Below are 21361 nucleotides of genomic sequence, written 5' to 3'. Positions count from 1 at the left end.
TCATGGGGATTTTGCGGTTCGTCGGCGTGGCCTGGCGTTTCACCGCTCAAGCTAATGGCTCGATCACGACCACCGCACACGGCATGGCGTCTTCAAGCGCGCTCGACGTCACCGTGCATGTGAGGGGCGATGCATCGGCGTCGAGCGTTACGAACGTACGGGGAGGCATCATGCAACGCTCGCCTGCGCGACGAATCTCGCATTTGCCGTCGCCGGAGAACACGACCAGGACGCTACCGATGCGCGGCACAAACTCGGCAAGGGTTTCGGGGGCCAATGTCTCGACGCGCGCCAGCCAACGGGTGCGATCGACCATGACATTCAAGGCCTGGCAAGCGCCGTCGACGAGCGAGGCTTCCCATACCGGCTCGCCGTCATACTGCGCGGGCGCACCGGGGGCGAGCACGACCGTGTCGCTGCCATTGCGAAGCACGATGCCACGACCCGCGACGATCAACGAATGACGGACTACACCGTCAAAACGCGAATAGGGACCATCCTGGGTAATCTCGGCAAGGCTCACCCGCCACTGGCAACGCAAGCCGTCGTGCGCGGCGAGTGTCCGGGTCACCCCCCCGCCATTCTTCCAGGGTTCCGCGCTCACCCGATCGAGCGCGATGACGTTGTGCGACGCGATCATGGCGTGCGCTATCCGATCAGGACACCGCGCCGAGGCCGTACTTGCCGGTCAGCAGCTTGCCGGTGTGGAAGCGTTCGATCGAGTACGGCGCAAGCGACACGTCGGTCGGCATGCCGAGCGCTTCCTGCGCGAGGATGCGGCCAACCGTCGGCGAGAGCTTAAAGCCGTGGCCCGAGAAGCCGTAACCGACGACAAGTCCCTCGATTCCCGGGAGTTTGCCCAGTACCGGATTCCAGTCCGGCGTGACGTCATAGACGCCGGTCCACGACGACGCAATGCCCGACGCTTCGTAGGCCGGGAAACGCTCTGCGACCTGGGCGCCCACTTCGACGACATAGTCCATCGGGATGTCGCCCTGTTCGACCTGAGCGGCGGCAAGGCTTTCGCCCACGACACCCTCGCTCACGAGCATCTGACTGCCACCGTAGCTACGGCAGTAGAGCATGCCCGGCGACGCCAGATCCTTGAACACCGGCATCGAGAAGGTGTACTTGGCGACGTCGCATTCGAGCGCGAGCACCGCGTGGCGCTCCGGTGTCACCGGCAGTTCGCGTCCGGTCCAGCCGGCGAGTTCCGGCGTCCAGATGTTCTGCGCGCTGATGACCATCGACGTCTTGAAGTCGCCGATCGACGTGGAAACGCCAACGACCTTGCCGTTCTCGATCAGCACGCGATTGACCTCGGCATTCTCGCGAATTGTCACGCCGCCGCGGCGTGCTGCACGGGCGAAGCTGGTCGCCACAAGATAGGCGTCGGCAAAACCGGCTTCCGGCTCGTAGCCGATCAGTGCGGCGTCGTCGAACTGTGCGATGGGTAGCAGTTCGCGTGCCTGAGCCTGAGACAGGGTCTCCAGCGGGATGCCTTGTTCGCGCTGTTGGTCGAGTGAGGCGCGCAGCGGTTCGAGCTTGTCACCTTCAGGCGCGACGATCATGTAGCCGCACTTGACCATGCCGCACGAGGCTTCGTCGTCGCCGAGATACTCGGCGAAGTTGTTGAAGACTTGCCAGGAGTGACGCGCAAGCTCGACGTTCTCCTTGACGGAGTAATGCGTGCGCAGAATTCCCGAGGACTGAGACGTCGTGCCGGCGCCAATGGTGCCGCGATCGAGCACGAGCACGTTTTTTGCGCCGAACTTGGCGAGGTGAAATGCCACTGAGCTACCGATCACGCCAGCGCCGATGACAACGACATCGTATGTATTCACGGTTCTGCCTTTCCGAATGCGAGGTTTACGAATGGATAGTCGAAGTCTCGTACAGCCGAAAAGACATACCTTCAATATAAGTGCGGGCGATTTTTAGTAGAACTGTCGGCTAAGTTACCCCTGGAATGGCCCGGGATTCCGAACAGAATGCCCGGTCCAATCGCTCGTGGTGGCGTGCGGTAACGCCAATACCGTTGAGATCAAGCGCGGGTGTGAGGTTGTGCCGCGTCAGGAAAAGGCTCATTCGAGGAAATTCCGCAGGCGATTGACCCTGCCCCAAGATCGCTCAATCCACCGACGCCCACGCACGAACCAAGAGGCGATTGGGGTCGGAGAATTCGGTCCGCGAGTGCAACATATGGTGATTGGCTACGACGAGAACGTCCCCAGGCTTCAGAAGGATGGATGTTTTCGATTGCGCATGGCGGGTCGCAATGTCCGCGACGAGTTTTTTCGTGTGGGCGTCGTCGCTCTGCCGGGAGATGTAGTTGGTGCTGTATCTATAGATTGAACGTGCGGCGTCGTATATGGGGCATTGGATGGGCATGACCTCGCGCGTGGCCTCCTCCTGATGTTTCGGCTTTGACTTGAACACGTAGGGGCGAGTCTCCAGCAACTGACGGACGTCGGTATCGACGTTGTCATGAATCTGACGAAAATCGGACACTTCAGTAGCGCCGTCATTATTCTGGGACGCCCGGATACAGTAAAGGAATAGGTATTTCGGCGGCGCCTCCAGATCGTGCCCGTCGGTATGCGGCCCTATGGAGGCCGATCCTTTGGAGTAATACGTCTGCATTCTTGAGTCGTCCCTGGCAACGTCGAACATGATGTTCCCGTCGTATTGAGGGGTAGGGCGGCCAAGACGTTGAATAAGGTTCAGATATTCGGCCCGATTGCGAACGCCATTAAACACGGCATATCCACGCGCGGGCAATGCGTTGTAAGGATCGTGCTGTTGCGTCATGATCGATTTCTCTCAGGAGTTGGGCGACTGGCTTCGTCTTCTCGATGCACGGGTTGCGAAGTGTTGTGACACACAAATACTCTGGTACGAGCCACGCTTGCGTCTCGACATCGTTGCGGCACGATGTTCGGTCAGCGCTCAAGAAATGGCAGCTTGCCGGTGCTGGCTCGCCAGGCGGAGGCCTCGGGTAGCGCCTCGATGGGGTGTGAGGCGACCGGCCAGGATTGCGCCAATTCAGCATTGATCGTTAGGAAAACTCTCTCGTGTTCGGCCAGGCTGTCGGCCTGCCGGATTGCGTCGACGGGGCACACGCTGACACATACGCCGCAGTCGATGCAGGATCGGGGATCGATACACATGAAGTTCGGACCTTCATGAAAACACTCGACCGGGCAAGCTGCCACACAGTCCGCATAACGGCATTTGATACATGCCTCCGTGACCACGTGCGTCATTGACTTTCTCCGGAAAGTGAGTGTGTCGGGGAATGAAAAAACCGGATTGGCAATGGGAAGAAGTTTAGCTATCCGATGTTGTCTATCAAGCGAACATATTTGCTTTGCCGTTGACTATCGGTTAACTGGTTGCCGACCGTGATTCTCCCCTCGATACTCCGCCCTGCACGCATTGCGTTCGACGGTTCGTGTTTCGCGCCGGAATGCACTGAAAATCCACGCTTCAGGAGAGGTCGACATGTCGGTATGCATTATTGGCGGCGGTTTGGCTGGGATAGCGCTATCCATCAATCTGAAGATGTCAGACCTGGACGAGGAGGTTGTTCTGGTCACCGATGCCAGGCCGAGCAATACGCGAGTGGCTGGCCAACGGTTTCGGAATCGCGTTGCCCATCAGACGGGTGATCGGGTAGAGCAACTCGAGAAATTGTTTGCAGACCGAAACGGCGGTGTCGTGACAGATGCCATGAAGCGCTTCGCCCGATTGTCTGTCTCAGAACTGTCACGATGGCTGTCGCTTAACCCTGCCGATCATGGCATTGACCTGCCGCCGCTCGACTTCGATGACGAACCCACGTGGTTCGGGCCGCAGCTGGGACGGCCGAATGAATGGGGGAACGCCCGCGGATTCGCGTTGATGCAATGGCTTTCCGAGCTTGCGAAGGGACTCGGCGTACGCACGGTGCAAGGGACCGTGACGCGACTGTCCCGCCAGGCAGATATCATCGAGCATGTCACGGTGCAGACGAAACAGCCGGATGGTTCCATTGGGCGAAACCTGCTGCGTGCCGATACCTATGTCCTGGCCGGGGGGAATCCGGGGGGCGCCCTGTTTCAATCGACGAACGTCGAGATCCGGCACAGTCCGCATGAACTTGCTTGGGAGGCCGGCCTTTCGCTCACGGACCTTGACCTCACGATGTTCCACATCCTGGGAAACTGCGATCGCACCGGTGCTGCACGCGTCGGATGCTTCGAGACCGACGTGCTCGATCAAGCCACGATTTATCTTCGCAGTGCGAGCGGACACTTCGATGTCCTCGACGAGGAAACCACACATCTGCTGGCACAACATCAGGCGCACTATCAGTTTGCCGAGATATCGAAGCGATTTATCCGGCATGGCGGGGTGGTGCGGATTGTGTTCCCTGATCAGACAGAGAAGCTGGGTCGTGTGTCGCATCACTACAGCCACATGGGGATCGAGACACATGACGGCTTCACGGTCGCGGGCATGCGCAACCTGTTTGCCGTCGGCGATGCCGCCGGCACCGGCTACTGGTGCGGACACAAGGTCCGATTTCCGGGGGTAGCACTGGTCAACTGTATCGTTGGCGCAGCACTCGTCAATGACGCGGTTGCGCGCCGAGCCGCCGCAACGCGCGCCATTGAATGGGAGGCGGTGACTGTTGATTCCCGAAACAGCGGTCCTGCCGAAAGCGCGATGGGGGGCCGGAATTTGAAGGAAATCAATACGTCAGGCCTCTTCGATTTTGCATTCGGATCAGACCCCGAAGCCGGAACCTTGGCGTGGGCCGACGCGCTGACAACTGTCTGGAAGCGCACCGATGGCGTCAATCCCTTGCTGGAGATCAGTCTCGCGTGCGCGTTTGCGTGTCACGACGTAGCCTCGGGGGGCTGGCCGCAGGCGGCCATAGGACGTTCCGATCTGGTCGAGAGAGTTCATCTTCATTACGACGCGAGCTTCGCCTGATCTCGTGGGCGGCCTCGGTTGCGCGCACGGCGCTTTCTCGACAGGTGCTGTACTCGAAGCCAACGCTCGCGGCGAAAGGCGCGGGATAGTGCCCGTCCCACCACTATTCGCGTTTCAGGAAAAGTGATTTTCCACTTCAGATCGTGTGTCGCGAGCGAGGTGCACCGTAAGATGCTCCGACGACCTTTGGAACGTACCTGAACGCGCGGCGTTCGACCTCTGCAACCACGATCCACCTCGTGTCCCGCGGCAGGGGCTTTGTTTCCGATGCACTCGTCGATCAGGGCCGGGATTTACTGGAAAACGGGAAAGCCGATTTACAAAGGATGGAAGTTACTACATGACCACTCAATCGAACCACGGACTGGATGTCGAACTTAAACCTCTGCGAGATGCAATCGATGTGCTCGACGACAGGATCATCGCATTGCTGGCAGAACGGTTCGTGCATGTACGGGAAGTGGCGAAAGTGAAGGCCAGACTTCGCGCGCCAGTCCTGGCGGATGCCAGATTCCAGCAGATCAAGGCAAGGCTCCGTGCTGCCGCGACAAGCCACGGGATTGACGCAGGCATGGTCGAAGCCATTTACCAGGCGATCCATGTCGGCGCATGTCAGTTGGAACAGGAAGTCGTGGCCGCGCAACGTGTGGATATAAGCGGCGGCACGCAATGATCTACCCCACCGCTCGCATGATGATCGAACGCCCATGTCCAATCTGACCTCACAAACGGTCCTGAGCGTGCATCACTGGACAAGCACATTATTCAGCTTTACGTGTACGCGCGATCCGGCATTCCGCTTCGAGAGCGGGCAGTTCACCATGGTGGGCCTCGAAGTCGACGGAAAACCGCTGATCCGCGCCTACAGTCTTGTGAGTGCGCATTACGAAGCCTGTCTGGAGTTCCTCAGCATCAAGGTGAAGGACGGTCCGCTGACGTCGCGCTTGAAGCATCTGAGGGTCGGCGACCAGGTGTTGATCGGCAAAAGGCCCGTCGGTACGCTGGTGGCCGACAGTCTTTTGCCCGCCAGGACCTTGTGGCTGATTTCCACGGGCACCGGTCTCGCACCCTTCATTTCGATCATCAAGGATCCGCAGACCTACGACCGGTACGAGCGCATCGTGCTTACGCATACGTGCCGCTTCGTCGACGAATTGGCTTACAGGGAATTCATCACGGATCATTTGCCCGCACACGAGCATTTGGGCGAGGTCGTCAGGGAGAAGCTGCTGTACTTCCCTAGTGTGACACGTGAGACTTTCAAGAATCGGGGCCGTATTACGGAACTGATCAAGACCGGGAAGCTCTTCAGCGACCTTGGCGTGCCGAGTTTCTCGCCGGACGCCGACCGCGTGATGCTGTGCGGCAGTCCCGAGATGCTGCGTGATACCCGTTATCTGCTCGACGATCTGGGCTTCAAGGAGGGTAACAATAGCGCGCCGGGTCATTACGTAGTGGAAAAGGCGTTCGCCGGCTAACACGGGCGCCGGGCTCTGCGCCGCCCGTGCAGAACGGCCCGGTGCGGTGCGCCGTCCCGCGCCGGAAGCCATCATTTCTCCCGCTTCCGGACGAACAGTCCCTCTCCCGAGGGGAAGCATCGTCCGGGGAATGTCGATCTGTAATATTCCGAAATTATTCTCGCCGGAGAAAAAATCGATTTCCCGGTTGCACGTTTTTTGCGCTCATTTCTTGGATTAGAGTTGGTGCCGCGAAGTCCCGATGTCGCTGTTGTGAAAACGAAACTCACAGAAAACAACGCGACGCCGACAGCATTCTCAACATGCTTCGATATGAGGGCCAACATGCAGATCAATATGCGGCAGATCGAGATATTTGATGCAGTCATGCGCCATGGTGGATTTACGGCGGCTGCTCAGCAATTGCACGTTTCGACCCCGAATGTCAGTAAAACGATATCGTTGTTGGAATACCGGCTCGGTATCAGTCTGTTTCATCGCACTCCCCGCGGCATTCGGCCGACGCAGGCAGCACTGTCGCTTCACGAACACGCCAAGCCGATCAGCCAATGGGTCAACTCCCTGAACGCGTTTGCAGAATCGCTTCGTGGCACGACCGCAGGCCGATTGCGCATCGTCTCGACGCGGGAATCCGGTATCGAACTGATTCCCATCGTTATCGCCGACATTTGCCGTCGATTTCCCGCGGCGCAACTGACGTTCGAGTGTCTGCCAAAGGAAATGCTCGCCACCTACGTTGAGCAAGGGCGGGCAGATCTCGCGGTGACCTTGTTTGGCCTCCCGGATGACGATTTCGGCGTATATCCGATGGGCGACGTGCCATTGGTTGCGGTGTTCAGAAACCTGCCGGCACTCAGCGAGAAGCTGTGGGTTGGCCCCAAGGATCTCGCAGGACATGCCTTGGTTTCCTATTTGCCGGGCTCGTACGGCGACATGGCGGTGCGGCGCTGGTTCGGGCTTGGCGGGCTCGAACCGGATCCGACAGTGCTCGTGCGAAACGGCGCGACAGCGTGCAGTGTGATCGAGCAACAATCGGCGGTGGCAATTGTTGATGGCCTGACCGCCAGGTCGGCTGGCATGCGTGGTCTGCATACGCTGCCAATTGCACCGCCGATGGCGGCGCCACTCGTGATTTCGCGACGGCGCGATGCCGTCAGCACCCCGCTGACGATGACCTTCGAGCTGAAGTTTCGCCAACTGGTGGATTGCTGGTTCGGCGATCCGCTGCTGGGTAACGACCTCGCCCCCCAGACTGAACGTTTGACTTCATGACCAACGACACCATGACACACGCGTCATGGTTCACGTGGGCTCGGCACTGCGCGCGTAAGCGCCGGGTTGTCTATTGAAACGCACAGTCATCATTCGCGAATCGCAAATCGTCGTTTTCTCCGGCGATGCGTTCTCTGCCGATATCGTCGTGGCTACACTCCAGCATCGAACAAGCGTCGCCAGGCGTACAACAAATAATTAAAGGAGACACCATGACGGCACCCCGCCCCATGGAGATTCAGGACTTCATCGATTCGGTACCGCTCTCAGGCTTTCAGATCCGTACTATCTTCCTGTGTTTTCTCATCGTCGCCATCGACGGCATCGACTTGGGGCTGGCGGCCTATGTCGCGCCGTCGGTCCGGCATGAGTGGCATCTCACGGCCGCGCAACTGTCGCCGATCTTCGTTTCGGGCCTGATCGGCCTGACCCTGGGGGCGTTGCTCTTCGGACCCATGGCGGATCGCTTCGGCCGTCGGCCGGTCATTCTGTGCTCGGTGTTCGTGTTCGGCGTCGCGACCCTGCTGACGCTGTCGGCCCATGACGTGACGGACCTGACGGTGCTGCGCCTGCTCAGCGGCATCGGGCTGGGCGGGGCAGCGCCCAATGCCGTGACCCTGACCGCCGAGTTTTCTCCCAGGAAGCGTCGGCTCTCGCTGGTCACGATGATGTTCTGCGGCTTGTCGTTGGGTTCGGCCTTCGGCGGTTTGGTGGCGTCGTTCTTGATCGGCCATGCCGGTTGGCGGGCAATGCTGGTGTTCGGCGGCGTTACGCCGCTGGTGCTGTGGCCGTTGCTATACGTCCTGTTGCCGGAATCGATCCGCTTCGTGGGATTGCGTGGGAACGCGCGCAAGGCGCAACTACAGAAGATGGTCGCGCGCATGTCGTCTGGCTCGACGGTAGACGCTTCGCAATTGTTTGCCGCGGAAGTCGTCACACGCCGCTCTCCCGTGCGCGACCTGCTCACGGCCGCACATCTGAAAGCCACCGTGCTGCTGTGGATCACCTTCTTCGCGGGGCTGCTTGTCCTGTATCTGTTTTCCAGCTGGTTGCCGACGATCGTCGCCAATGCCGGCGGTTCGGTACGTGCGGCGTCGCTGCTGATGGCGACGTGGTCGATCGGCGGCACGTGCGGTGCCGTGGTGCTCGGTCGCGTGATGGACCGCGCCATGCCGCAGGTCGTGCTGGCATGCGCTTACACCGTCGCCGCCGCGGTGATCTTCTCGATCAGTCACCTGGTCGATTTGCCGGTCGTGCTCGCGTTGGCAATCTTTCTCGGGGGCTTCTGCATCAGCGGCTCGCAGGTCGGTGTCAATGGCCTGGCGACGTTGTGCTATCCGACCACCATGCGCGCGACAGGGGTGGCATGGGCGTCCGGCATTGGTCGCCTGGGATCGATCGCGGGCTCGCTGCTGGGCGGCTTGCTGCTAGGCGGCGGCTGGAGCATCGGCACGATCTTCACGGTGGTGTCGATCCCCGCGCTGGTCGCAGCCATCTGCGTCGCCGGCCTGCGGATGCCCGTCACGCACGCCGAGGCGAGCGCGCCTGCGCCGTCGAACGATTCGGGCATCGCTGCCCGTTGACAGTGGAAACACGCAGTACCCAAAACTACAACATTAAGGAGACTTCTATGCAAAAGCGATTCGTCGTTGCGTCCCTGCTCGCCTGTGCCAGTCTGCCGGTGCTTGCGCAAAGCGCGGTTACCCTTTACGGCACGCTCGATACCGGCATCACGTACACGAACAACCAGAGCGGTGCGGCGAGTTGGCAAGAGAACAGTGGGTCGCGGGGCGCCAGCAAGTGGGGCCTCAAGGGGCGCGAAGATCTTGGCGACGGCTACGCGGCGATCTTCAATCTCGAAGGGGCGATCAGTTCGATCAGCGGGACTTACCTCGGCAATCGCGAATTCGGACGCTATGCCGACGTCGGCATCACCGGCCCGTTTGGTACGGTGACGGTCGGCCGGCAGTACGACCTGGCCATCGACTATGCGCAGGGCCTGACCGGCGCATTGCGCTTTGCCGGTGCGCTAGCCACGCACGCGGGCGACGTCGACAACCTGTGGGGCACTTACGAACTCGATAATGACATCAAGTACGTGACCCCCAGCTTCGGAGGCTTCTCGGCGGCGACAATGGTCAGTCTCGGGGGCGTGGCCGGTGACGGATCGCGTAACAGCGCCTATGAATTCGGCGCCGGCTATGCCGGCAGCAACCTCAGGTTTGGGGCGACATATCTGAATCTGCGCAATCCGGCCGTGTCGTTGTACGGCGGTGCGGCGCCGGTGGCAGGCGCCGGCTATGCCAATCCGATCACGAACCCCATCTTCAGCGGCTATATCTCGGCCAACCGTCTGCAGGTGACGTCAGTGGGGGGGCTGTATTCGTTCGGCGCTTCGACCGTTGGCGCCCAGTATTCGCTCACGCTCTTCGACGACATGGTGCATACCGCTTCCACGCCGAACAGGGGCAGTGCGCAGTTCTCGAACGTCGAGGTCAGCTACACCTACCAGTTCTCGCCATCAGTTGATGCCGGTGTCGGCTACGACTACACCAAGGCGCCGAAGGCGCATTACAGCCAGGTGAACTTTGGCGCTCAGTACAACCTCTCCAAACTCACCTACCTGTACGCGATTGTGGCCTGGCAGCACGCCTCGGGCGAAAGCTCGCTGGGCGGGGAAGCCGTCGCCAATATTGCGACCCTGAGTGCGTCAAGCACCCAGACGCAACTGGCCACGCGTATAGGCATCCGGCATTCGTTCTGACGTTGCCCGGCAACGCGGCGACAGGTTTTTCCTTTTAGCTCATGCAAGAGGTTGGTTTGATCACTGGACATACTAGATTGGTGGCAATCGTCGGATCGCCGGTGGCGCAAGTGAAGTCGCCCGCGAACTTCAATGCGCATTTCGCATGTGTCGGTGCCGACATCGCCATGATTCCCATGAACGTGCTACCCGCCGCGCTGGACGGTTTTGTTGCGTTGCTGCGCGGCTGGGAGAACCTTGCCGGTTGCGTCGTGACCGTGCCCTACAAGCAGCAGCTCGCCGGGCGTGTCGATTGTCTGAGTGATCGCGCGGCAGCACTGGGCGCGATCAATGTCGTTCGGCGTGAGCCGGACGGTCGGCTGGTCGGCGATATGACCGACGGACTGGGTTTCCTGCGTGCTGCGCAGCGCCATGGTTTCGCAGCGCGGGGGCGCACTGCGATGATCGCCGGCGCCGGAGGCGCTGGCAGCGCCATTGCTCACGCCCTGTGCGAGGCGGGTATCGCCCGCTTGATCGTGCTGGATCGTGACGACGCTCGCGCCGAATCGCTCGCGGCACGGCTGTTGGATGACTTCCCGTGGGTCGACGTCGGCACAGGGGGGCCGCCGAAGGCACTTGTCGACGTGCACGCCGATCTGCTCGTGAACGCCACGCCTGCGGGGATGGCTGACGATATGTCGCTGCCGCTGCCCGCGTGGGTCATCGAGGCAAATGCACCGGGCGCGTTGGTCGCCGATGTGGTGACTTCGCCAGAACTGACCCAGTGGCTAGCGCTGGCGGTGCAACGTGGCTGCAAGATACAGACGGGCGCGGAGATGGCGCACGCGCAAATGCCGCTGATGGGGGCGTTCATGAACGTGATGACTTCGGACGCCGCCGACATTAGCGCGGAACAAGGCAAATGATGGCGGCGATGACGAAAACTCAGTACGACGTGGTGGTCGTCGGCGGAGGGGCTGCCGGCGCGGCGGCGGCAGTGGGCGCGGCACGTACCGGTGCTCGCACTGCGCTGGTCGAGCGCTACGGTTTTCTCGGTGGTGCGGCGACCAACGCACAGGTGCTCGCGTACTGCGGCTTCTATGGGCAGGGGCAGGCGCCGGTGCAGCAGGTGGCCGGCGTCGGCGAGGACGTGTTGCGCGAAATGCGCAGCCTGGGCATCGACACGACCCCGGTGTTCACCAGGACCGGAAACTGGATCATCTCGCTGGACGCGGAAGCGACCAAGTTCGCTTTCGACCGCCTGCTGCTGTCTGCCGCGGTCGAGCTCAAGCTGCATAGCCGTCTGGTGGATGTTAAGCGTGCCGGTGACACTATTGCGTCGGTGGTCGTGGCCGATCACGAAGGAATGCATGAGATCGAGGCAGGTGCCTTCGTTGACGCCAGCGGTGAGGCAAGCCTGTCGGCTTTCTCCGGCGTCGACCTGCAGACCGGCGCAGCCGGCGACGCGCCACTGCAACCTGCGACCTTGCCGGTGCGCATCGGTGGCGTGGCAAAAGCCACCCGGATCGATCGTGCGCTGCTTCGCCAGAGCATCGAGCAGTACAATCGCGCGGCCCCATATCCGATTCCGCGTGCCGATGGCGGCATCATGCTTGACCTGCCGTTATCGGGCGACGTATTGTGGATGGCCGTCGATTTGCAGACTGGCGGCCTGTCGGGCGACGACGTGGGGCGTGCCGAAACTGCCGCGCGCGAGCTGGCCTGGTCGTATCTCGACGTGCTGCGCCAGCAGCCAGGCTTCGAGCGGGCGTATATCGTGACGACCGGACCGCAACTGGGCATTCGCGAGACGCGTCATCCGAAATCCGTGCGCGATGTCAGCGTGACGGATGCCGTTGAGGGGTTGCGCTCGCCAGACGGCATTGGACGAGGGTGCTGGCCGATGGAAGTGCATGCCAGTCCAGGGAAGATCAAGTATTCACCCATTGGCGGCGAAGGCTTTTTCGATATTCCGCATCAGGCGCTGCTGCCGAAGGGTGTGACCAATCTGCGACTGGCCGGCCGCGCGATCGGTAGCGATCGTCAAGCGTACGGCTCGATCCGGGTGATGGGCACGGCGTTCGCCACCGGGCATGCGGCGGGGGTATCGGCGGCGCTGAGCGTGGCCGGAAGCAAGCTGGTGTCGAGTGCTGCGCTGCGTCACGCGCTGCTCGAACAGAACGCCATCGTCTGACGTCTGGCCGCCAGGCGGCTAGCGGCCCTTCGGTCGCTCGATTCGGCGACCGGATAATGCCCGACCTGACGGCCGGGTCTGCGAGGATGACAATGGATGCGATCGACCAGGCTCGTGCGTTCCTGGTAGTGGCCGAGACGGGAGGCTTCTCGGCGGCGGCAAAGCACCTTCAGGTGGTGCCGTCGGTGATCACCAAGCGCGTGAGTCAACTCGAGGCGCAGATCGGCCGGCAACTGTTCGTGCGCACCACGCGGCGAGTCGAGTTGACAGCGACCGGCAAGGCCGTGCTATCCCACGCGCGCGACCTCGTCCAGGCTCACGATCGCATGATGGGAGACATCTCTAACGACGTTGCCGAGTTGTCCGGCCGGCTGCGTGTGAAGGCGCCTTCGGCACTGACCTACCTGCACTTTTCGAAGATCATCAACCGCTTCCTGGTCCAGCATCCCAAAGTGATTCTGGAGTTGCTGCTGATCGACCGGCCAGTCAATCCGGTCACCGAGGGGTTCGATCTCGTGATCACCGGGTTGCCGCCATCCTATGATCAAATCGAGGAAATCGCCCTTTTCCCGATTCAGCGAATGCTCTTCGCATCGCCCTCATACCTGGCGCAGAAGGGCACACCGTTACAGGCCGAGGACCTCGCGAATCATCGCTGCCTGCAATACTCATATCTGAGTCCCGGCGTCACGTGGACGCTCAAGGGCATTCGCGGGCAAGTGGACGTGCACGTCAACAGTACGTTTCAGACCAACGACATCAAGGTGATGTACCAGGCGGTGGTCGACGGCCTGGGCATCGGTATCCTGCCGAACTATGTCGCTCAGGAGGCGATCGACAGCGGGACGCTCGTTCAAGTACTGGAGAACTTCGCGTTACCCGAGTTCTGGTTTCGAGCCCAATTTGCTCGTTCACAGCGGCAGCGCCGGCTGCTGATGGTGCTGATCGATCATATTCAAGACGAACTTCGTAGCTTGGGGTTGGCAGGGCCGGCTGGCTGCGGCATTACCTCCGATGTGCCCACGGCCATTGCGCCGCGTGAATGAGTCAGCACGAGGCCGGCTAGCGCGCCAGATGCGCATACCGTTCAGCCAACGACCGTTGTCGCAATCTTGGTCTTGATGTCCTGCACGTCGAGAGCCTTCGCGCGATGTTCAGCGTCGCAGCGCAGTCCGAGGGAGTCATCGCACGGCTAAGGCAGGGCGGGGGAATCGATTAGCACGATTTCCTGGATTCTCTATCCAGATTCCGGGTATTTATGCGACAGCGTGGCGCGTCTACATTGGAAGCTCCATCGTTCAGGCAGGGAGATTTCCGTGGCAGACCATTCCATCAAGGGCAAGACCGTTCTGATCGCGGGCGGCGCCAAAAACCTGGGCGGGTTGATCGCTCGCGATTTGGCGCAGCAGGGTGCCAAGGCCATTGCCATCCATTACAACAGTGCCCCGAGTAAGGCGCACGCCGATGCCACCGTGGCCGCCATCGAAGCTTTGGGGGCCAAAGCGGTGGCCTTTCAAGCTGATCTGAGTACCGCAGGGGCCGTCGAAAAGCTCTTCGCCGATACGATCGACGCCATCGGGCGCCCGGATATCGCGATCAACACCGTGGGCAAAGTACTGAAAAAGCCTTTCGTCGAGATCAGCGAAGCTGAATACGACGAAATGAGCGCAGTCAATTCGAAGACCGCCTTTTTCTTTCTGCGCGAGGCCGGCAGGCACGTCAACGATAACGGCAAGGTGCTCACCCTGGTGACGTCGCTGCTGGGCGCGTTCACGCCGTTCTACGCGTCGTACGCCGGCACCAAGGCGCCGGTGGAGCACTTCACCCGCGCGGCAGCCAAGGAGTTTGGCGCACGTGGCATTTCAGTCACGGCGGTCGGGCCGGGTCCCATGGATACGCCGTTCTTCTACCCCGCAGAAGGGGCCGATGCGGTGGCGTATCACAAGACGGCGGCTGCGTTGTCGCCGTTCAGCAAAACAGGTCTTACCGACATCGAGGACGTCGTGCCGTTTATCCGTCATCTTGTCAGCGACGGCTGGTGGATTACTGGCCAGACCATCTTGATCAACGGCGGATACACGACCAAGTAAAACGTATTGGCGGCTCTTCGTCATGGGCGACAATGACGGCTTCTCTGGATCAAGCCGAAGGAGAGTGCCGGTCGCCCGACAGGCGCGGTGCAAAAGACGCCCATGGACAGATTCGACCAGTACCGAATCTTCGCGCAGGTCGCGGAGATGGGAAGCTTCATCAAGGCCGCACACGCGCTGGACGTGCCTCGCGCGTCCGTGTCAGCGGCCATTCAGCAGTTGGAGGCTCAGGTCGGCACGCGTTTGCTGCACCGAACCACGCGTCAGGTGCGACTGACCGGCGACGGGGCGCTGCTGCTCGATCGCGTACGTGCGCTGCTGGCGGACGTGGAAGAGATCGACCTGCTGTTCCATGCCAGTCAGCGTCAAGCGTCCGGCCAGCTTCAGATCGATGTACCCAGCCGCATCGCACGCCGGCTGATCGTACCGGCGCTGCCGGCGCTGCTACGCCGCCATCCACGGCTACGCCTGATATTGCGATCAAGCGACCGCACGGTCGATCTCGTACAGGAGGGCGTGGATTGCGCGGTACGTGTCGGCACGTTGCAGGACAGCAGTCTGGTCGTGCGCTCGCTGGGGGCGATCACATTGATCAACTGCGCGAGTCCCGACTATCTCAAGGAACAGGGGACACCTGAGCGACCGGACGATCTGCTGTCGGGGCATTGGATGGTGGGTTACGCTTCGCCCACGACGGGGCAAGCGTTGCCTTGGGCGTCATTGGGCGTCGATGGTGTCGAGCGCTTGCTCGATGTGCCCAGCCAGGTCGTGACGAACAACGCCGAGGGATATATCGCGTGTTGCCGCGCCGGCCTGGGACTCATCCAGATCCCCCGCTTCGACGTGCAGTACCTGCTCGATGCCGGCGAACTGGTCGAGGTGATGCCGGCGTACCGTGCAGCGCCGATGCCCATCTCGCTGCTGTACCCGCACCGCCGCCAGCGTTCGCGGCGATTGACCGTCTTTCTGGATTGGTTCGAAGACCTGATGCGCAAACATCTGGACACGTAAATCCGGTGTTTGACGATGCCTGAAACGGCCGGTATTGTCGCTGACCCTTCCGATCGATCGTCGCCATCTTGGCAGGCAAGCCCGGTTAGCTGGCGCGAAGCCGGGTTTTCAACGCCGCGGCCCCCGGATGCCAAGGCCAGGTGCCATTGGAATCGGGGCGACGTCGCAACGATCAAGGATCGTTTCCCGCCAACGCTATAATGCCGCAGCAAGTACGCTGAAGATTCTTGCTGCGCGCTTAGGCCGCAATGAGCTTTGTGCTTCCCCTACATGGCGTTTTTTGTTTGATTGGAGATGCGCCTTCATGAATTCCATCGCACCGCCGATCGACCTTCGCGCATTGCAGGTGTTTGTCACCGTCTGCGAAACCGCCTCGATGACTGAAGCCGCTCGTGTACTCGGCATATCGCAGAGTGCGATTAGTCAATGTATCAAGGTACTTGAGCGCGAGCATGGCGATGTTTTATTCGACCGGCAGATGCGGCCGTTGAGACCTAACGCCGCTGGCCGCGTTCTGCTCGACAGGGCGCGTCCATTGCTCGCTCATGCCCGGGACGTTGCCCTCAGTGTTCGCGCGGCCACCAAAACGAGCTTGTCGCTGTTGCGCATAGGCTGTGTCGACTCGTTCGCCGCAACGATCGGGCCGGCCCTGGTAGAACAACTGGTGGGTACGGCAGAGAATCTTCGAATGTGGTCCGGCCTGACGCCGATGGTCAGTGAGCAGTTGGTAAATCGCGAGCTGGATCTCGCCATTTGTACCGAGTCGACAGTCGACCCCGAACGTGTCACTCAGCAACTGCTTTTCTCCGAGAGATTCATCGCCGTCGTTCCGCTGTCACATGCGGGTGCGCCATTTGTCGAAGTTGCGCGCAGCATTCCTTTGATTCGTTACTCCCGGCGTCAAATGACTGCGCAGCAAGCGGAACGATTCATCCGCCATATCGGAATTGACGCCCCCCCCATGTATGAGTTCGACGCGACGGACCCATTGCTTAGTCTGGTTGCCTCCGGCCGCGGCTGCGCGTTGACAACGCCACTCTGTTTGCTTCAGGCGCGCCACCACCTGCCCAACGTTGCGCTGGCGCCATTACCCGAAAGTCCTCTGGCAAAGCGCCATTTTTTCCTGCTGAGGCGCAACGGGGAATGGGACGACATCGCAAAATTACTCGCCGACTGTGCCATCCGGACACTGCGCAATGAAGTCGAGCCGACGCTTCGCAAAGCGATGCCGGCTCTGCCGCTCGAACTATTCAATTAACCTTGGTGGGCGCGTCGCAAGGGGTTCCGGATTAACGGTTGTGGAACACGTACCACTTCCGTGTACGCTCCACGACTTCTAGCGTCCCTTTAAATCCGGGCTCGAGCACGAAGGTGTCTCCCGCGCTAAACTCCACGCGCTCGCCGCCCTCGGGCTGGATATAAAAACGTCCTTCAAGGACAAAGCAATATTCCCAATCGCTGTAGTCGAGCGCCCATGTGCCCACCGACGACTCCCAGGTACCGACTTGGTACTGTTTGTCCTGAGACTCGTATCGGTTGACAACGAATGCTTTGGGATCACCAAGGACGGGGGCGCCTCCCCAGTCTTCGCCGAACGCCGCGGTACCGTTCGCAAAGCGAAGGGCATGGAGAAATTGATTTTTCTTCATAGTGAATTCCTGGTCAAAAAGAATGCTGTCGAATTGCGGTACCCGTCGATGACGGCCCGCCGTTAGAATCCCGCGTCCACGATAGTGGGAGACCCATCACTGAATCTCTCCAGACGAAAGTCTCTGGCGTCGACGATTGGGTCGTCGTTGCAGACGATGTCAGCCATCAATCGGCCGGCCGCCGGCGCGATCCCGAACCCGTGCCCCGAATAACCGGTCGACACGTACAAGCCGGGATGCGAGGCGACGCCGGATATGACCGGAATGGCATCGGGGGTAACGTCCATGTACCCGGCCCAGCGTTGCGCAACCTGGATGCCGCGAAGCTGCGGAAATGCCTCGAGAAATCCGCGCAGCGCGTATTCCGTACTTTGCAAGACCGGAGACGGATCCAGCTCGCGCACATCTTCGAAGGGCGATTTCTTGTCCAACGGCCAGTGGCTGGGGCGCATGAGTTCCGAGAAGAATCGCGAACCCACACTCAGGCGCAAGGCCGAGCCCTGACTTTTCAATGCTTCTATGTACTTGAAGAACAAGCGAAATGCGTCCGGGGTAAGGTCGGCATACGTCCGGAAACCGCTCGCGATCGTGTACCCGCCGTCGGCTCTTTTCCGGAACGCGAAGTGCTTGTTGCTCGCCCCTATTGCCGGACCGTCCTTGACGGCGGTGGTCCGTAGAACCGAGCCTTTGGCCAGAAGCTGAGGAAGCTCAACGCCCAGGCTGCGGCATAGCAGCCGCGACCAGGCGCCACCTGCAATCACGACGCCTTTACACTTGATTTCACCCCATTCCGTCACAACGCCGCTCACCGCTCCAGCGCTCGTCTCAACGCCCCGAACTGCGCAAGGCGCCACCACGCTGACCCCTCGCGCACGTAGGGCAGCGGCAACGGCGGGCGCCGCTTGCTGAGGTTCGGCACGGCCGTCAGTCGGCGTATACAAACCGCCCTTGAATCGCACTGCCGACTGTGGCAACAGCCGGGTGATCTGTTCGGTGCCGACCAACTCCGTGTGAAGTGCGTCGCCCACCAGATCTTTCGCGCGTCTGAGCCAGCTCACATAGGTGTCCAGCGTCTTTTCATCCGACGTCATATACAGCAACCCACATTGCTGATAGCCGGTGTTCCCACCTAACATCTGGTCGAACTGTCTCCACATTTTCGAGCTTTCGATGCTCAGGCGGAGTTCGCGGAGGTCCCGGCGCATGACGCGGACCCATCCCCAATTTCGACTCGACTGCTCTCCGGCAATACGTCCCTTCTCGCAGACAGCAACACTCAACCCCTTTTCGGACAGATGCAGCGCGGTACAGAGGCCGACAATTCCTCCACCGACGACAACGACGTCCACCTTTTCCGGCAAGACAGGGTCCAGCGCAACGTTTTGTACTTCAGGTCCCATCGGATTCCTCAACTCATTGATCTGTCGATCGAGCTTGTCCCATCGACAGAAGATGTCCATGGGAATAAGAAATGACAAAGATGCCACTCGAGGGACCAAACATGAATCCGGATAAGACGATCTAATACTGAAGATTTCAGTTTCTGAACGACTACGTCGGGTCATCGGGCAAATGCTCGCCGGGGCCACCCCCCCAATCACCCCAACCACCCATTCCCTGAACGGAAGGATGCCGGGGGGAGCATGGCGACAGCCCCTAATAAGCCGTATTAGTTTTACTTCACTTATTTTTTTCCTCTCCTCGCATCCCTACAATCGCCGGAAATTCGAGTGCAAATTCATTGTGGCGCAACAATTGGGCTGCCTGCCGTTGCCGGGGTGCACCACCTCCGGCACGAGGCGTGCCAAGGCGGGCAGCCCCAATCTGAGGCGCACCTTACGTTCGACGCGAGTTTCACGAAGCCTCCCAGGAGAAATGCATGAACTTTTCACGACGTCAGTTCCTTCGCACCAGCGCCACCATGTCAGCCCTGTCCGCCGTTAGCGCCGTCGGCGGTCTGTCACTGACCGGCACGGCCCGCGCCGCAGACGCCATCACGGTTCAGTACGGTGGCTCGGCGTGGCTCGGTCACTATCCGGCCTATCTCGCCATGAAGACCGGTGCATTCGCGGCCGCTGGCATCAATCAGCAATGGCAATCGTTCGGCACGTCATCTGCCCGCATGAGCGCCGTGCTCTCAGGTGGCATCGACATCGCCTGCACCGGCATCGTGTCGGCACTCGCGCTGATGGCGCGCGGCTCCAAACACTTCTCCATCGTGGCGATCCCGGATAGCTTCTCACGTGTCGAAGGGCTACTTGTGCGCGACAGCGTGCGTTCGATACAGGATCTCAAGGGCAAGAAGGTGGGGGTGACGTTTGCCTCCAGCTCGCACCTGCTGGTGCTGGATCTGCTGGGTAGCGCCGGTCTGTCAAACGATGTGACCCTCCTGAATGTCCCTGCGCCCGAGCTGCCTGGCGCGATTCAGTCGGGCCAGATCGACGCCGCCGCAGTCTGGGCGCCGCAGTTCAATCGCATCCGCGCCATGTCCGGCATGAAGGTGCTCGCCGACGACACACAGTTTTCGCTCCATAAGAAGTACGGCGTAACGCCGGGCCCCGACGTGCTGATCGTGCGCAACGCGTGGGCCGAGAAGAACGTCGACACCGTGCGCAAGTATCTGAGCGCGTACTTCGAAGCCAGTCAGATGTTGCGAACGAAGCCCGAGGAGGCAGCGCGCTCGCTGATCGCCCTGACCGGTATGTCGGCGCTTGATCAGATTGAAGCCATCAAGGACGCCGAGTGGTACTCACTCGAGCAGCAAACCCAATTGCTCAAGTCGCCGGGTAACTATGTCGACGGCCTTCAACGTCTTGCCGAAATGCTCGTGACGTACAAGCAGATCGATAAAGCGCCCGCCGTGCGTCAGTGGGTCAATACGTCGTATCTGTAAGCTGTCGCGCGCCGGTACCCACCCGACGGGTACCGGTGTTCGCAAAAGGAGTCTGATAGTGAATCATCGTCAACCGTCCCGCGCCACGTTGCTCGGCGTGGGATTTGCGTCCGTGGTCGTGTTCCTGCTCGCGTGGGAGATGGCCTGCCGCTCGGGGATCGTCGATCCCCTGTTCTTGCCGCCGCCGTCGGCTGTCGGGGAACGCATCGTCTCGATGCTGGCCGACGGCTCGCTGCTCGCCAATGTGCTCGCGTCCACGCGCCGTGTGATGACCGGCTTCATCGCCGCAACGGTCGTGGCCATTCCCCTGGGCATCGTGCTCGGCACGTCGAGCTACGCCCGCGCGGCCTTCGATCCGATCCTGTCGTTCCTGCGCCCGCTGCCGTCGATGAGCTGGATTCCGCTCTCGCTGCTGTGGTTCGGTATCTCTGAGACGCAGAAGTACAGCATCGTGTTCATGGGCACGTTCGCTCCGGCGCTGGTCTATGTGATCGAAGCCACACGCAATGTCGACCCGTTGCTCATTCGCGCCGCAAAGAACCTCGGCGCGAGTAACGCGCAGGTGATGCGCGAGGTCATTCTGCCCGCAAGTCTGCCGCAGATTCTCTCGGGCCTGAAGATCATTCTCGGCCTGTCGTGGACGTGCGTGATCTCGGCCGAACTCGTCGCAGCGCGCGAAGGCCTTGGCTTCCTCATCATGAACGGCAAGGAGTTCTTCCAGACGGAAGTCGTCGTGCTCGGCATGGTGATGATCAGTGTCACCGTGCTGGTGACGGATATCGTGTTTCGCGCCATCGAGCGCAAGGTGTTGAGGTGGCAGGCATGAACGATCGCATCGATTCTCACGTTGGCGCACAGCGCACCCCCGGCGGCGCGGCCTCAGGCAACGCCGAAACGATGATCGCTATCGACGGTGTCTCGAAGCGCTATGGCGACTTCCAGGCGCTCGAGCGCGTGGATATGAACATTGCACGCGGTGAGTTCGTGGTGTTGCTCGGCGCGTCCGGTTGCGGCAAGTCGACGCTGCTCAACCTCATCACGGGCTTCGACG

General features: G+C 60.7%; 21 protein-coding genes and 2 pseudogenes. 16 read left to right on the top strand and 7 right to left on the bottom strand.

Annotation, left to right across the window (positions count from 1 at the left end):
* Positions 1-46 precede the first annotated feature (46 nt).
* The 4 genes from C266_RS26295 to C266_RS16430 form a co-directional block, all read right to left on the bottom strand.
* Positions 47-640: a HutD family protein gene (locus tag C266_RS26295; RefSeq protein WP_010805797.1), complete on the bottom strand. Its 594-nt coding sequence runs from the start codon at positions 638-640 to the stop codon at positions 47-49.
* Between the two features lie 16 nt (positions 641-656).
* Positions 657-1844: an FAD-binding oxidoreductase gene (locus C266_RS16440; protein ID WP_010805798.1), complete on the bottom strand. Its 1188-nt coding sequence runs from the start codon at positions 1842-1844 to the stop codon at positions 657-659.
* Positions 1845-2130: 286 nt separating this feature from the next.
* Entirely contained in the window at positions 2131-2811 is a 681-nt protein-coding gene (locus C266_RS16435) for a TauD/TfdA family dioxygenase (RefSeq protein WP_010805799.1), read from the bottom strand.
* A 131-nt stretch (positions 2812-2942) separates the two neighbouring features.
* Positions 2943-3266, bottom strand: a complete 324-nt coding sequence (locus C266_RS16430; RefSeq protein WP_010805800.1) for a ferredoxin family protein — start codon at positions 3264-3266, stop codon at positions 2943-2945.
* Between the two features lie 238 nt (positions 3267-3504).
* Here C266_RS16430 and C266_RS16425 point away from each other — a divergent pair, with 238 nt between their 5' ends.
* From C266_RS16425 to C266_RS28430, 11 genes and pseudogenes are all read left to right on the top strand, one after another.
* Positions 3505-4980 carry an FAD-binding protein gene (locus tag C266_RS16425; RefSeq protein WP_010805801.1) on the top strand — a complete coding sequence of 492 codons (1476 nt, stop codon included), beginning with the start codon at positions 3505-3507 and terminating at the stop codon, positions 4978-4980.
* Between the two features lie 340 nt (positions 4981-5320).
* On the top strand, positions 5321-5653 hold the full coding sequence (locus C266_RS16420; RefSeq protein ID WP_010805802.1) for a chorismate mutase: 333 nt from the start codon (positions 5321-5323) through the stop codon (positions 5651-5653).
* 34 nt (positions 5654-5687) lie between these two features.
* Complete coding sequence (locus C266_RS16415; RefSeq protein ID WP_010805803.1) at positions 5688-6458, top strand: ferredoxin--NADP reductase; 771 nt, start codon at positions 5688-5690, stop codon at positions 6456-6458.
* 252 nt (positions 6459-6710) lie between these two features.
* Positions 6711-7730, top strand: a complete 1020-nt coding sequence (locus tag C266_RS26290; protein ID WP_144265849.1) for a LysR family transcriptional regulator — start codon at positions 6711-6713, stop codon at positions 7728-7730.
* A gap of 212 nt (positions 7731-7942) precedes the next feature.
* Positions 7943-9313: an MFS transporter gene (locus C266_RS16405; RefSeq protein ID WP_010805805.1), complete on the top strand. Its 1371-nt coding sequence runs from the start codon at positions 7943-7945 to the stop codon at positions 9311-9313.
* A gap of 47 nt (positions 9314-9360) precedes the next feature.
* Entirely contained in the window at positions 9361-10494 is a 1134-nt protein-coding gene (locus tag C266_RS16400; RefSeq protein ID WP_010805806.1) for a porin, read from the top strand.
* Between the two features lie 80 nt (positions 10495-10574).
* Positions 10575-11399 (top strand): shikimate dehydrogenase, encoded by an 825-nt coding sequence (locus tag C266_RS16395; protein WP_246189681.1) that lies wholly within the window; start codon positions 10575-10577, stop codon positions 11397-11399.
* Between the two features lie 8 nt (positions 11400-11407).
* Positions 11408-12667 (top strand): FAD-dependent oxidoreductase, encoded by a 1260-nt coding sequence (locus C266_RS16390; RefSeq protein WP_246189680.1) that lies wholly within the window; start codon positions 11408-11410, stop codon positions 12665-12667.
* Positions 12668-12759: 92 nt separating this feature from the next.
* The gene (locus C266_RS16385; protein ID WP_010805809.1) at positions 12760-13713 is read left to right on the top strand and encodes a LysR family transcriptional regulator; all 954 of its coding nucleotides are present in this window, start codon (positions 12760-12762) and stop codon (positions 13711-13713) included.
* Positions 13714-13983: 270 nt separating this feature from the next.
* Positions 13984-14757, top strand: coding sequence for an SDR family oxidoreductase (locus tag C266_RS16380; RefSeq protein WP_010805810.1), 774 nt, complete (start codon positions 13984-13986; stop codon positions 14755-14757).
* Positions 14758-14859: 102 nt separating this feature from the next.
* A pseudogene (locus C266_RS28430) lies at positions 14860-15033 on the top strand (LysR family transcriptional regulator); the annotation flags it as partial.
* 15 nt (positions 15034-15048) lie between these two features.
* On the opposite strand, the pseudogene C266_RS28425 reads toward C266_RS28430, so the two are convergent.
* Positions 15049-15111, bottom strand: a pseudogene (locus C266_RS28425) (hypothetical protein); the annotation flags it as partial.
* Here C266_RS28425 and C266_RS16375 point away from each other — a divergent pair.
* Entirely contained in the window at positions 15085-15768 is a 684-nt protein-coding gene (locus C266_RS16375) for a LysR substrate-binding domain-containing protein (RefSeq protein WP_371257155.1), read from the top strand. The pseudogene C266_RS28425 and the gene C266_RS16375 sit on opposite strands and share 27 nt — an antisense overlap.
* Before the next feature lie 304 nt (positions 15769-16072).
* Positions 16073-17026, top strand: a complete 954-nt coding sequence (locus C266_RS16370) for a LysR family transcriptional regulator (protein ID WP_010805812.1) — start codon at positions 16073-16075, stop codon at positions 17024-17026.
* Between the two features lie 31 nt (positions 17027-17057).
* On the opposite strand, the gene C266_RS16365 is transcribed toward C266_RS16370, so the two are convergent.
* Both C266_RS16365 and C266_RS16360 read right to left on the bottom strand, forming a co-directional pair.
* Positions 17058-17417, bottom strand: coding sequence for a cupin domain-containing protein (locus tag C266_RS16365; RefSeq protein WP_010805813.1), 360 nt, complete (start codon positions 17415-17417; stop codon positions 17058-17060).
* A 62-nt stretch (positions 17418-17479) separates the two neighbouring features.
* The gene (locus C266_RS16360; RefSeq protein WP_246831198.1) at positions 17480-18895 is read right to left on the bottom strand and encodes an FAD-binding oxidoreductase; all 1416 of its coding nucleotides are present in this window, start codon (positions 18893-18895) and stop codon (positions 17480-17482) included.
* A gap of 401 nt (positions 18896-19296) precedes the next feature.
* On the opposite strand from C266_RS16360, the gene C266_RS16355 reads away from it, so the two are divergent.
* The 3 genes from C266_RS16355 to C266_RS16345 form a co-directional block, all read left to right on the top strand.
* Complete coding sequence (locus tag C266_RS16355) at positions 19297-20310, top strand: ABC transporter substrate-binding protein (protein WP_010805815.1); 1014 nt, start codon at positions 19297-19299, stop codon at positions 20308-20310.
* A 58-nt stretch (positions 20311-20368) separates the two neighbouring features.
* A complete protein-coding gene (locus tag C266_RS16350; RefSeq protein ID WP_010804170.1) occupies positions 20369-21136 on the top strand; it encodes an ABC transporter permease in 768 nt (255 codons plus the stop codon).
* 71 nt (positions 21137-21207) lie between these two features.
* Positions 21208-21361 (top strand): ATP-binding cassette domain-containing protein (locus C266_RS16345; protein WP_168162943.1); only part of this gene is annotated, 154 nt, incomplete at its 3' end.

Source organism: Pandoraea sp. SD6-2 (genome assembly GCF_000389825.1).
In the GTDB taxonomy this organism is placed as follows: domain Bacteria; phylum Pseudomonadota; class Gammaproteobacteria; order Burkholderiales; family Burkholderiaceae; genus Pandoraea; species Pandoraea communis.
The sequence above is the reverse complement of the archived record's forward strand: the minus strand, read 5'-3'. Positions and strand labels throughout refer to the sequence as shown.